At 30.8% G+C, this 12,258-nt stretch carries 13 protein-coding genes and 2 pseudogenes; 10 read left to right on the forward strand and 5 right to left on the reverse strand.

Annotated features, from left to right (window positions below):
• Nucleotides 1-83: 83 nt before the first annotated feature.
• From E0D87_RS09380 to E0D87_RS05565, 3 genes and pseudogenes are all read right to left on the reverse strand, one after another.
• Nucleotides 84-762, reverse strand: a pseudogene (locus tag E0D87_RS09380) (IS30 family transposase); the annotation flags it as partial.
• 86 nt (nt 763-848) lie between these two features.
• On the reverse strand, nt 849-1,061 hold the full coding sequence (locus E0D87_RS09385; protein WP_004834924.1) for an alpha/beta hydrolase: 213 nt from the start codon (nt 1,059-1,061) through the stop codon (nt 849-851).
• Entirely contained in the window at nt 1,049-1,354 is a 306-nt protein-coding gene (locus E0D87_RS05565; RefSeq protein ID WP_130819666.1) for a hypothetical protein, read from the reverse strand. The genes E0D87_RS09385 and E0D87_RS05565 overlap by 13 nt, the downstream gene beginning before the upstream one ends.
• Nucleotides 1,355-1,588: 234 nt before the next feature.
• Here E0D87_RS05565 and E0D87_RS05570 point away from each other — a divergent pair, with 234 nt between their 5' ends.
• From E0D87_RS05570 to E0D87_RS05600, 7 genes are read left to right on the forward strand one after another with little or no spacing between them, the layout of a single operon-like run.
• Nucleotides 1,589-3,514 carry a BglG family transcription antiterminator gene (locus E0D87_RS05570; RefSeq protein WP_207278311.1) on the forward strand — a complete coding sequence of 642 codons (1,926 nt, stop codon included), beginning with the start codon at nt 1,589-1,591 and terminating at the stop codon, nt 3,512-3,514.
• Nucleotides 3,515-3,521: 7 nt separating this feature from the next.
• Entirely contained in the window at nt 3,522-3,977 is a 456-nt protein-coding gene (locus E0D87_RS05575; RefSeq protein ID WP_130819668.1) for a PTS sugar transporter subunit IIA, read from the forward strand.
• Between the two features lie 26 nt (nt 3,978-4,003).
• Nucleotides 4,004-5,344 (forward strand): PTS galactitol transporter subunit IIC, encoded by a 1,341-nt coding sequence (locus E0D87_RS05580; RefSeq protein WP_130819669.1) that lies wholly within the window; start codon nt 4,004-4,006, stop codon nt 5,342-5,344.
• 25 nt (nt 5,345-5,369) lie between these two features.
• Nucleotides 5,370-5,654, forward strand: coding sequence for a PTS sugar transporter subunit IIB (locus tag E0D87_RS05585; RefSeq protein ID WP_004834925.1), 285 nt, complete (start codon nt 5,370-5,372; stop codon nt 5,652-5,654).
• On the forward strand, nt 5,654-6,175 hold the full coding sequence (locus E0D87_RS05590; protein WP_004834929.1) for a YjbQ family protein: 522 nt from the start codon (nt 5,654-5,656) through the stop codon (nt 6,173-6,175). Before E0D87_RS05585 ends, E0D87_RS05590 begins: the two co-directional genes overlap by 1 nt.
• On the forward strand, nt 6,168-6,830 hold the full coding sequence (locus E0D87_RS05595) for a ribulose-phosphate 3-epimerase (protein ID WP_004834941.1): 663 nt from the start codon (nt 6,168-6,170) through the stop codon (nt 6,828-6,830). The genes E0D87_RS05590 and E0D87_RS05595 overlap by 8 nt, the downstream gene beginning before the upstream one ends.
• Complete coding sequence (locus tag E0D87_RS05600) at nt 6,823-7,356, forward strand: SIS domain-containing protein (protein ID WP_004834937.1); 534 nt, start codon at nt 6,823-6,825, stop codon at nt 7,354-7,356. The genes E0D87_RS05595 and E0D87_RS05600 overlap by 8 nt, the downstream gene beginning before the upstream one ends.
• Before the next feature lie 251 nt (nt 7,357-7,607).
• Here E0D87_RS05600 and E0D87_RS09390 read toward each other — a convergent pair whose 3' ends face one another.
• Nucleotides 7,608-8,000: a 4Fe-4S dicluster domain-containing protein gene (locus E0D87_RS09390; protein ID WP_423190631.1), complete on the reverse strand. Its 393-nt coding sequence runs from the start codon at nt 7,998-8,000 to the stop codon at nt 7,608-7,610.
• A pseudogene (locus E0D87_RS09395) lies at nt 7,998-8,731 on the reverse strand (aldo/keto reductase); the annotation flags it as partial. The gene E0D87_RS09390 and the pseudogene E0D87_RS09395, both read right to left, overlap by 3 nt.
• Before the next feature lie 126 nt (nt 8,732-8,857).
• Here E0D87_RS09395 and E0D87_RS05610 point away from each other — a divergent pair.
• From E0D87_RS05610 to E0D87_RS05620, 3 genes are all read left to right on the forward strand, one after another.
• Complete coding sequence (locus tag E0D87_RS05610) at nt 8,858-10,147, forward strand: ClC family H(+)/Cl(-) exchange transporter (protein ID WP_130819670.1); 1,290 nt, start codon at nt 8,858-8,860, stop codon at nt 10,145-10,147.
• A 134-nt stretch (nt 10,148-10,281) separates the two neighbouring features.
• Entirely contained in the window at nt 10,282-11,523 is a 1,242-nt protein-coding gene (locus E0D87_RS05615; protein ID WP_130819671.1) for a putative DNA modification/repair radical SAM protein, read from the forward strand.
• Complete coding sequence (locus tag E0D87_RS05620; RefSeq protein WP_130819672.1) at nt 11,523-12,257, forward strand: TIGR03915 family putative DNA repair protein; 735 nt, start codon at nt 11,523-11,525, stop codon at nt 12,255-12,257. The genes E0D87_RS05615 and E0D87_RS05620 overlap by 1 nt, the downstream gene beginning before the upstream one ends.
• The last annotated feature ends 1 nt before the right edge of the window (nt 12,258 follow it).

Below are 12,258 nucleotides of genomic sequence, written 5' to 3' on the forward strand. Positions count from 1 at the left end.
TATTAGATTGAATATGATAGATTATGAATTTAGTTTCCTGACTATAATTTGAGAGAATTGTAAATTTCAATTGTAAAATTAACCTAGACAGAATACACTAAATTCATAAATTCTTCTAACGGTGTTTTGTAGTTCAAAAACTTTCTTGGGATATTGTTTCTGTAGCTATCTACAGAAACAATATCCTATTCACTTTTTATCCTAAAGTCAGTTTGTTTTGGTAGTCCATCTTTCCTTAATAAGCCATTTGAATTTTCATTCAATCTTCTTTGGCTTGGGCAGCCTGGATCTGCAAAGAATATTGATATATCATGTTTATTACATATATTTTTCCCATTTGAGAATTCTTTACCACAGTCAAATGACATGGATTTTACCAATTTTATTGGAATTTGTTTTAACCATTTATCTAATCTTTCTGCTATACTTTTAGCTGTACTATTTTTTGGTTTTAGGGTTACTATTGCCTTAGATACTTTTTCAACTATGGTTACCACGAGTTTTTATGATCTTTCCCAACAATTGCATCTCCCTCAAAGTGACCAAATTCAGTGGTAAAGTTTGGATAGTATTTATTTCTATCATGGATGATTCTTTTAAAGGCATGTTTTCCTCTTTTTTCAGCACTAGCATTCTTTTTTCTTTTACCCTTCATTGGTAGAAGTTTTACTTCTAAAGTTTCATCTTTGAACCTCTATAAAGTGTTCTTGAACCCAATGATAGTTTTATTTCATCTCTACCTATTATTACATCAGGAGTCCATTCTTTACTTATTTATCAAGAATATAATCATGTTCTTGATTACTTAATGTGTGATCGGCATGAGCATATTCTAATAGGTGGAAGTTCTAAGTGTACACGGTAGTGGGAAACACATAGCCAAAGGCAAGGGCTGCTAGACTTAGGAGAGATCCAGCAGAATCGGAAGCAAGAAAAATTTTTCTGGGATTTACATTAAGCCTGATAGATTTTTCGTAAATATAGATAATTCCATCGAGGACGTCATCCACATGGATTTTTAAAGTAACCCTCGGCAAAAGCCTGTAGTTTATATTAACCACATTCCCCCCCCTCTTAGTAAGAGAAATACAAAACTCCTAAGAAATCTCCTTAGTCTCATAAACAGTCCACCTCCTTGAAAATAAAGAAGGCTAGGAAGAGATTTTTCAGAAACTTTTCCATAATAAATATCAAAGTCATGGTACAAATCCCCATCGCTATTATAGGAAAGGTCGGAGGGGATTTCAATGCCATCAGTAGAATAAGAAGTATGTGCCAGACGCTTGCAATCTTTTTCCCCTAAAATTTTAATAATATCTTTTAAACCAAAATCAAGATACATATCACAAGTCATATAATCTTCCTTTATTATAATATGAATCATTATATTAGTTTTACAAAGGATGTAAATCTGATATTAACTATTAAATAATATTTTATAACTATATACGGTGATTTTAACAAATGTTAACAATGAATGTAGAAATAAGTGTAATTGACCACAGTTTTAACCTATTATATAATTGGGTCAAATAGATGATCTATTATTTAATCTTAGGGTGGTGATACAATCGAAAGACAATACAAGATATTAAAAATTCTATCTAATCATAATGAACCTATTTCATCTAGGAAATTAAGTGATTACTTGCAAGTGTCTAGGAGAACGGTTTTTAAAGATATCGATAGTTTGAGAACAATAGCAAATAGATACAATATAGATATTGTTAATATTCCTTCGAAGGGAATCTTGCTTAAAACAAATGATACTGAAAATATTTTAAAATTAGAGAAAAAGATTAAAGGAAGAATAGATAGTGATAATTACTCTGTCGATAATAGGAGAGTTTACATTATCAAGCAGCTTTTCTTGACACATAACAATCTAACCTTAGAGAGTTTATCTGAAGAATATCTTGTAAGTAAAACTTCAATTTATAATGATATAAAGGTTATTAATAAAGTAATAGAAGGATATGGATCAAAAATAGTTTCAAATACATCAGGAATTGAGTTAATCGGAGACGAGCTAAATATTCAACGCTCTTTAATAGAGATAATATTTCATTATTCAGATAAGGTTTCATACTTAAGTTCCATAAATAAAGCTCAGTTGGCATTTTTTGATGAAATTATAGTTAATAGCATATACGAAGAATTGTTTCTTAATAGTAAAGATTTGATAGAAAATCTCCCTGATTACTATATTCAATCATTCCTGACATCTGTATTTACATTATGTTCTAGAGTTAAGATAGGATATCATATTGAGGATGATTTTAACTATAATAATCCTGACTTTGAGGATAGTGAATCAGAGACAGTCAAAAGTTTTGTTGATTTTTTAAAAGATGAGCTAAAGCTTAATTTAGAGCCTAAGGATATCACATATCTTAAAAAACAACTTTATGCCCATAGGCTGGTGGATAAACAAATAGGCTACAGAACTGATAATTCTTTCATAGTAAATAAATTTATTGGAAGGATTAGCAAGATTGAAGGGGTTGATTTTAGTAATAATAAAGAGTTGGTTAAGGCACTCTCATATCATATATCAGCTATGGTTGAAAGATTAAAGCTAGGTATTCATATACAAAATCCTCTGTTGAAAAGTTTGCGTCAAGAGTACAAAACATTATTTAGTATAATTTGGTATTCGGCTAATACACTGGAGGACTTCTTTAAAATAAAGATGAATGACGATGAAGTATCTCTGATTTTAATACATTTTCAAATCCAGATAGAAGCCTTAAACAAAGCTAATAATATTTTAGTTGTATGCCAATATGGAGTTTCATGTGCTCAGCTTATATATAACAAAGTAAGAGGATTTCTTCCAGAAAAAGATAACTTATCAGTGAAAACATTAGATGATTTGAGAAAAAGTGATTTAAGTGATGTAGATTTTATTATTTCATCTATAAATTTAGACTATTTAGATTTAGATATACCTTATGTTTTTGTTAATCCTGTAATTAATAATGATGACTATATAAAAATAATATCTGAATATACAAAATTATTTAGTATGGAACATCAGATAAAGAAAGGCAAGATAAATATTGAAGGTAAAAATGATATAGACATTGCCCAGCTAATATCATTAGAAACTATATTTTTGAGCAAAGAATTTGAGAATAAAGAAAAATTAATCGAATATATTGGTAATTCATTAAAGAAAAATAAATTTGTTGAAGATTCTTACTTGAATTCTATCTTTGCTAGAGAAGCTATAGGAATTACCGCATTAGAATATGGGGTAGCTTTACCTCATGCAAGCTCAAAAACAGTTAAAAAAACCCATATAGCAATATGTACTCTTAAGAGTCCTATTGACTGGGATGGGGTTCCGACATCATTAGTTATTTTTATGAATTTTGAAGATGATGAAGAAGAAAATATTCGCTTTGTAGTAGATAAAATATATAAAAAGATAAACTCGAAAGATAAAGTAAATAAATTGGTAGGATTTAATAGCCCTAAGGAATTAATAGAAGAAATTAGAAGTATATGAGGTGAAAATGTATTTTAATAAGAATTTAATAAATACTTTTGTAAGCGTTGATAGTCAGGATGAGTTATTTAAATTTATGTCAGATTGTTTAAATAAGAGTGGATGTGTAAAAGATTCTTTTTATGATGGAATAATAAGTAGAGAAGCTGAGTATCCAACAGGTATACAAATAGGAAATGTTGGATTTGCTATACCACATACTGACTCAAAACACGTTTTGGAGTCACAAATTTGTTTCGCATCTTTAAAAAAACCAATGGATTTTGCGGACATGACAGATGTTAATAATAAATTCCCTGTCAATTTAGTATTTATGCTTGCTATGAAGGAACCTGGCGATCAAATAAAAACCTTACAAAAATTAATGGAAGTATTTGCTAATGAGGAAGTTATAAATTTCCTTCTAAAATCAGATGATAAGGATCAAATTCTAAATATTTTAAAAGAGAATGGAATTGACTAAAAATATAGTTTATCAAGGAGGATAAAATGTCAGTTTTAATTAATTCGTTTCAATGGTTCATAAGTCTTGGATCAAACGTTTTTTTACCAATAATAATCTTTATTTTAGGAATTATTTTTGGTTTAAAACCAGGAAAAGCTCTAATGTCAGGTATAACAGTAGGAATTGGTTCGATTGGTCTTGGACTAGTATTGAATTTATTGTCAGGTAGTCTAGGAAATGCAATTCAAGAAATGGGAAATCATTATGGAAGTTCTCTTAATATATTAGATTTAGGTGTGGGAGTTGGAGGACCTTTAGCTTTCTCTACATCTTTAGGCTTGATGATGATACCTATTTCACTTGTAGTTAATATATTGTTTGTATTTTTAGGGTTAACTAGAACTTTGAATGTAGATATTTGGAATTTTTGGTTTCCAATATTTATGGGAATGATTACTCAATCAATTACAGGTAATTTTGCGTTTGGTCTAGTAGGCGGAATTATTGCAGTGATGATTCAATGGTTACTTGCAGATATAAATCAGAAAAAAACTAGTGAGTTTTTTGGGTATCCAGGTATAGCAATAAGCCACATGATGGTTAATTCAGGAGCAATAATTGCACGTCCTTTAAATTGGGTCTTTGATAGGATCCCTGGTTTAAATAAAATTGATCTTGATGCCGAATCTTTAACTAAAAGATTTGGAATATTTGGGGATACTGTTTTTATAGGATTAGTTATAGGAGCAATAGTTGGTATTTTTGCTAAATATGACGCAGCTAAAGTAGGAAATCTTGCTATATCTACAGCGGCAGTAATGAAAATAATGCCTAAAATGGTTGCTATGTTTATGGAAGGTCTTGGACCAATAGCAGAAGCTGCTTCAGATTTTGCTAATAATAAATTAGGAGGCAGACAAGTTAATATAGGAATGGATGCTGCACTTGTAGTAGGACACTCTGCGGTTATGTCTACTTCAATATTATTAGTTCCAATTTCTTTAGCTCTAGCATTAGTATTACCAGGTAATCAAGTTTTACCTTTTGGAGATTTAGCGTTTTTTGCATTTGCTATAGCAATGATGGTTCCTTTCTTTAAAGGAAATGTTATTAGAACTGTGCTAGGAAGTGCTATATATGTTGTAGCTTGTCTTTATTTATCAACATGGTTAGCACCAATAATGACAGATGTATTTAATTTAGCTAGCTTTGATGTTGGAACAACAGGTTTGGTTACGATGCTACTAGCAGCTTTATGGCCAGTTGTTTTATATGTGTTAGCATTAAAATATTTAGGTATATTTGGGGTTATAACAATAGGAATATTAGTAATACTAATAATGTATTACATCAACAAGGTTAAGAAAATTTCTTATTTTCAATAGAGCATAAAATATAAAGGAGATAAAAATGAAAAAAATATTAGTAATTTGTGGAGCCGGTCATGCAACATCAACAATAGCTGTTTCTAAAATAAAGAATTGGCTAGAAGACAATAATTTAGCTTCTGATGTAAAAATTTATCAATCAAAAATAGCTGACGAACTAAATAAATTTTATGATTATGATGTCGTTGTAAGCACAACCGTTGTGCCGGATTCAGTAAAAGAAAAAGTGATTAATGGTGTTGCTTTATTAACTGGTGTAGGCAGGGATAAGGTGTTTGAACAAATACGTAAAGAATTGGAAAAATAATGATTATACATGATTCTATTAGATTGGAAACAGTTGCAGGAAGGCCATCCTTCCATGATATAACAGATAATATTAAAGCTATTGTAGATCAAAATTCTATAACAGATGGAATAATTGTCATATCAAGTTCTCATACAACTTGTTCGTTGTTTTTTGATGAGGACATGCATGATAGAAATTATTTTGGTGATGACTTTCTACATGTTGATATAGCTAAAATGATGGATAAAATCGCCCCACCAATGAAATCAGAGGGCGATTACCATAGCCCTGGAGAAAAACATATAGAATTTGGATTAAATCTAGGTGATTCGGAATTTCCACCAGAAAAATGGACAATGCTTAATACGGATGCCCATCTAAAATCCTCACTATTTGGAAGCAATTCTATGACTCTTATAATAAAGGATAAAAAAATCTTATTAGGAAAATTAGGAAAAGTATTTTTTGTTGATTGGGATCAGTTAAGAGAAAGAAATAGAAATATCAACATTATATTGCTGGGAGAAAAAAATGGTTGATATATTACCTTCAATTTTAAATAGCGATTTTTGGAATATCAAAGAAACGTTAAATGCTCTGAACAAAAGTAAGATTAAAGAGATTCATATAGACATAATGGATGGTAATTTTGTTGAAGACATGGCTTTTGGTCCCAAATTTGTAAAAACTTTAAGAGAACATACAGATTTAAAGCTAGATTTACACCTTATGATTATCAATCCAGAAAGAAAAGTTGAAAAATTTATAGAAGCAGGAGCTCATAGCATAACTTTTAATGTTGAAAGCACCTTTAATGTTATGAACATTATTCAAAAAGTTAAAGAATGTAATAAAAAAGTTGGAGTAGCTATTAGTCCGCATACATCAATATCCAGTATAGAAATGATTTTGCCTTTTGTAGATCAAGTATTAGTTTTAACGATAAAACCAGGAACTTCAAACTCTCATATAATTACAGAGATGTATAGTAAAATTAAAGAATTACATGAAATAAAAAATAGGAAAGAATATTCATATAGGATAATGGTTGATGGGAAAGTCGATGATAAAACACTTAGACCAATATTAGAAAGCGGAGCTGATGCAGTTGTTTCTGGTGGATATATTTTTAAAAATGAAAAAATTTTAGAAAATATTGAAACTTTAAGAAAGATAGGTATCAAATATGACTAGTCAATCTTATTCAGAATTAATAGAAGGTGAAATTTACGAGTTTTTCAAATTAAATAAAAATCTTGACTTTGAAGAACTATCAAAATATTTTAAAAAAGATAGAAGGATTTTTATAGGAGGGGTTGGGAGATCAAGCATGGCAGCTAGAGGGCTTGTAAATAGACTAGTTCATTTAGGGTACTATGCATATTTAATAGGGGATATTAGCACCCCTCTAGCTAGAAAAGATGACACAGTGTTGCTTATATCTAATTCAGGAAACACAAGCTCACTTTATGCAGTAGCAGAAAGAGTTAAGAAAGATGGAGTCAAAATTTTAAGCATAACTTCTAATAAAAATTCTAAAATTTTTGAGATTAGTGATTTTTCTTTAATATTAAAAGGGGCTGAAAAATCTGTTCAACCTATGGGAAGTTTATTTGAACAGGCTGCCTTGCTTATATCTGATGCGTTCATTTTATTTCTAATGAATCTTAACTCAGAAACTTCTGAGTCAATGAGAAAAAGACATTCAAATTTAGAATAAAAGTTCATTTATTAATATACTAGGTTAGACTATAATAGATATATTCTTCTTTAAAGTCTAACTTAATTTAAGAAAAACAACAAGAGATACTAAATTTAAATACAATTTTGTGAAACTGAAAAAAATTCGTATCTCTTTCGTTTGTAAAATTTTAATAATATCTCTAAGACCCAAGTTATCAGCTGAACCCCAAAATCTGGAATACGGATGGAGGGGTTCAGCTCAACTCTTAGGTCTATTTTAGCTTAATTTTATGCCAAATATTCATTAGCTTCCTTGAGATCTTCGATTATTTCTAGGTTTTGTGGGCAGATTCCTTCGCACTTACCACATTCTATACATTCTGTTGGACTTACTCCATCTTTTAGGTATTCTTGATAGTCTGTCTTGCTTTTTTCTTCTTCGTCATATAAGTATGCCTTATTCCATAGACCAAATACCTTAGGGATATTGATTTCTACTGTGCATGGGAGACAATACTCACAGGCAGTACAACCTATTTGCTCACGAGATTTGTAGATTTTTCTTGCATTTTCATAGAAGGATTCATCTTCCTTAGTGAGGGAATTATAAGAAACTTCGCTTGCTATTTCAAGGTTTTCCCTAACTTGATCTATATCGTTCATTCCGCTTAGAACAACCATTACATTATCTAGGCTAAGTGGAAATTTCAATGCTTCTTGAGCAGGAGATAGGTCAGTAAACTCTTTGAGAGAATTTTTGATTTCTTCTGGTGGATTTGCAAGTCTGCCACCTTTTACAGGTTCCATTATAACCATAGGAATTCCCATATCCTTAGCTAGATTGTAACCTTTCATTCCTGCTTGGTAGTTTATATCGAGATAGTTTAATTGAATTTGGCAAAAGTCCCAAGGATAAGATTTTATTATTTCTTCGAAAGCAGAATATTCATCGTGGAAGGAAAATCCGATGTTTTTAACAAGTCCTTTTTCTTTTATATCATTTAGAAAATCAAATACACCAAGATCTACCATTTGTCTAAATCGTTTGATATCTAGGGAATGAAGAAGATAGAAATCTAAGTAATCGTCCTTAAATTATCTAATTGCTCATTTAATATTTTGTAAAAATCATCATATTCTTTGACTAACCAACATGGAAGTTTGGTAGTTAATTTAATCTTTTCCCTTAAATTATTTTCTTCTAAGAACTCTCCAACGAACTTTTCGCTCATACCGTCATGATAAGGATATGCTGTATCTATATATGTAAGTCCCTTATCAATCGCCTCTAGGATAATTTTACTAGATCTTTCTTTGTCTATCTTTCCATTATCGTCATCTAAAGTTTTAAATCTCATACAACCAAAACCGAGCCTTGAGATTTTTTCACCCTTGTAATCAAAATATTTCATATGTACTCCTTTAATATTTCTATTATATCTAATTGTATCATAAAGCTATTTTATAATGTAGGCTTGATATAAATTCTCCTTAACTGATTAATCTTGTTTTGGTATAATAACAGGTAAGGAGGAGTTATGATAGACAAATCAAAAATTAGAAACGCTTACAAGTCAAATGGATTTCTTACAATCCTTTCCTTCATTATATCGGGAATTATAGTTGGACTAGTTATAGGTCTATTTAAAAAGGCAATCCATCTTCTATCTAGTAAAATGATGAATTTGTTTAATTTATCACATGATAAACCAATTTATATCATTTTTATTTTATTTTTATTTTTACTTATAGGAACTTTTATTTATTTTCTATCAAAGAAAGATCCCTACATAAATGGATCGGGAATACCTATAATATACGGTATGCTTGATGATAAGTTCGATGTTAAGTCAGGAAAAACTCTTATTAGAAAGTTTGTAGCAAGTATTTTAACTATCGGTTCTGGACTAACTCTTGGTAGAGAGGGTCCATCCGTACAAATCGGGGGACTTATAGGAGATATTGTTCACAAACACACAAAATCGAAGGAAGATAAGAGATACTACATAGGTTCATCAGCTGGAGCAGGAATTGCAGTTGCCTTCAATGCACCAATTTCTGGACTTTTATTTACAGTTGAAGAAATATTCAAAAAGACAGATAGAAAGGTGTTCTTATCTACTGCAATTACAGTATTTTCTGCAGTAATAACAGCAGATGTTTGCTTTGGCAACCGCCCAGCTTTGTTAAATGTACCTAAGTTTGAAATAATGAACCTATCTATGATAGGAATGCTTATTGTGTTGGGAATATTTGTAGGATTATCTGGAGTCTTATTTAACTATTGTGTAATTGGATCAAAAGGATTTTTCAAAAAGTTTAAGATTAATCCATATATAAAATATTTGATTCCGTTTTTGATAACAGCGATAGTTTTATTCATAGATATAGACTTGTTCTCATCAAGCGAGCCCTTTATATTCTTGCCACTTACAGGTAACCCAAGTCTTTTTAGGCTAATCTTTTTATATGTAGCAAAGATACTATTATTAGCTTTAGCTTTTGGTATGGGAGTACCGGGAGGAAGCCTAGTTCCACTACTTGTAATTGGTTCTTTATTAGGAAATATTGTAGCGACAAGCCTTGCTATGGGAGGACTATTGGATCCATCATATATATTTGTCTTTAGCATATTAGCCATGTGTGGACATTTCTCAGCCATAGTTAGAGCTCCAATCACAGCTATAATTTTAGTAGTAGAGATGACAGGCGGAGCCTTTGATTATCTATTAGGTATATCAATTGTAAGCCTTGTAGCTTATAGCGTCGCGGAAATATGTAAATCCAAACCATTTTACGAGCATCTTTATGAACTTATGATAAAATAATGAAATTCCATCATGTGATGGAGTTTTTTTATGCCTAAATTAATGAATAATATTTATCTAAGTTAAGATTAATTTAAAATAAACAAGACAATTAATGTACTTGTGGTATAATATAAGGACAGAAAGGAGGGGTTATGAATAAGGTTTCTACAATGGATAAGCTTAAGATTCTAACTGATGCAGCCAAATATGATGTATCTTGTTCATCTTCAGGTTCTTCCAGGAAAAATACCAAAGATGGTCTAGGAAACGGTGCTATGGCTGGTATTTGTCATTCTTGGTCAGAGGATGGCAGGTGTATTTCTCTGCTTAAGGTATTATTTACTAACAAATGCATTTACGATTGTGAATATTGTATAAATAGAAGGAGTAATGACGTCAAGAGAGCTACATTTAGTCCAAGAGAACTGGCTGATTTGACTATAAATTTCTATAAAAGAAACTACATAGAAGGATTATTTCTATCATCTGCTGTAATTAGAAATCCTGACTATACGATGGAATTGCTAATAGAAGTAGCTAAAATTTTAAGATATGAATACAAATATAATGGCTACATACATATGAAGGCAATCCCTGGAGCAAGTGAAGATTTGATAAAAATAATGGGAATATTGGTAGATAGGATGAGTATAAATATCGAGCTTGCCAAGAAAAAGGACTTGGCTCTCCTAGCTCCAGAGAAAAGTTACGACTCTATAATATCTTCCATGGGGGAAGTCAAGGAAAGAAAAAATCAAGCACAAAATGAAATAATGCTATACAAACACGCACCAAAATTCTTGCCAGCAGGGCAAACTACACAAATGATAATTGGAGCGAGTGGAGAAAGCGACCTAGATATAATTAGCCAATCGGAAAACCTCTATAACAATTATTCCCTAAAGAGGGTGTATTATTCTGCCTTTGTTCCAGTAGTTAAGTCAAAGTTTACACAAGGGATAGGTAAAACGCCACTTCTCCGTGAACATAGGTTGTACCAGGCAGATTGGCTTTTGAGGTTTTATGGATTCAAATCAAATGATCTTCTAAATGATAAAAACCCCACCTTTGATCTAAGGATTGATCCAAAGACCAATTGGGCAATTGATAATATTGATATTTTCCCATTAGAGATAAATACTGCAAGTTACAATGAATTAGTTAGAGTACCAGGCTTTGGTAGAGTATATGCAAATAGGATAATAGGAGCTAGAAAATTTAGAAAACTAGACATAAGTTCTCTAAAAAATCTTAAAATTTCCCTAAAAAGAGCCAAGAATTTTATCTTAGTTGATGGAAAATATTATGGAATCAAATTTTCATCAAATGCAGATCTTAAAAACTTAATGGCTTTGGGTGATCCCAAATCCTACGAGCAGCTTTCTTTATTCTAATGAAAATAATAAATTATGATGGGTCGTTGGCTGGACTTTTCACAGTTATTTTTGATTTTTATGGGGAGATTTTTGATATCAAAATTGAAGTTGAAAATAATCAGCTGGACTTTTTAGAGAAAATATTTATAAAAGCCGATGAAAATAAGGCTAGACGTGTAGAAAAAAAGCTAAGGGATAATATACCAGAGGAATTTTTAAGGCAGATTTTACTAAACTTTAAGTCCAAAGATACCAACAAAGATGATTTGATAGCTAGAGTAATAAAATTAAGCTTGTATTATGGTAGAGATTATATTACTTCCTCCCACAAATATGCTATTCGTTTTAGGGAAAACTGTAAAAACTATAGCTCTGAGCTACATGCTTACAAGGGTCTTGTGCGATTTAGACAAATCCAAGAAGGTTTTCTATTTGCAGAAATTGAACCAGAAAACAATGTACTTATTGATTTATCCAAACATTTTATAAAAAGACTTCCCAAGGAGAAGTTTATAATTTATGATAGGACGAGCAAGAAAGCACTAATTTCTATAGAGAGTAATACAGAAATCGTAGATATAATAGATCTTAATATAGAAGAAACCGAAGAAGAAAAATTCTTTCAGGACTTGTGGATAAAGTTTTATGATACGATTACTATAAAGGAAAGGGCAAATAAAAAACTAATGATATCAAATATGCCCAAAAAATACTGGAAATATCTTCCAGAAAAAAATAAGCCTAGGGATTGAG

Origin of the sequence: Anaerococcus vaginimassiliensis (genome assembly GCF_900626155.1) — a bacterium.
Lineage (GTDB): Bacteria > Bacillota > Clostridia > Tissierellales > Peptoniphilaceae > Anaerococcus > Anaerococcus vaginimassiliensis.

Bases quoted from the DNA above. Each gene is read 5' to 3' on its own strand.
- E0D87_RS05565 (WP_130819666.1), bottom strand. From the start codon at position 1,354: ATGACTTGTGATATGTATCTTGATTTTGGTTTAAAAGATATTATTAAA.
- E0D87_RS05575 (WP_130819668.1), top strand. From the start codon at position 3,522: ATGTATTTTAATAAGAATTTAATAAATACTTTTGTAAGCGTTGATAGT.
- E0D87_RS05580 (WP_130819669.1), top strand. From the start codon at position 4,004: ATGTCAGTTTTAATTAATTCGTTTCAATGGTTCATAAGTCTTGGATCA.
- E0D87_RS05585 (WP_004834925.1), top strand. From the start codon at position 5,370: ATGAAAAAAATATTAGTAATTTGTGGAGCCGGTCATGCAACATCAACA.
- E0D87_RS05590 (WP_004834929.1), top strand. From the start codon at position 5,654: ATGATTATACATGATTCTATTAGATTGGAAACAGTTGCAGGAAGGCCA.
- E0D87_RS05595 (WP_004834941.1), top strand. From the start codon at position 6,168: ATGGTTGATATATTACCTTCAATTTTAAATAGCGATTTTTGGAATATC.
- E0D87_RS05600 (WP_004834937.1), top strand. From the start codon at position 6,823: ATGACTAGTCAATCTTATTCAGAATTAATAGAAGGTGAAATTTACGAG.
- E0D87_RS09390 (WP_423190631.1), bottom strand. From the start codon at position 8,000: ATGGTTGTTCTAAGCGGAATGAACGATATAGATCAAGTTAGGGAAAAC.
- E0D87_RS05610 (WP_130819670.1), top strand. From the start codon at position 8,858: ATGATAGACAAATCAAAAATTAGAAACGCTTACAAGTCAAATGGATTT.
- E0D87_RS05615 (WP_130819671.1), top strand. From the start codon at position 10,282: ATGAATAAGGTTTCTACAATGGATAAGCTTAAGATTCTAACTGATGCA.
- E0D87_RS05620 (WP_130819672.1), top strand. From the start codon at position 11,523: ATGAAAATAATAAATTATGATGGGTCGTTGGCTGGACTTTTCACAGTT.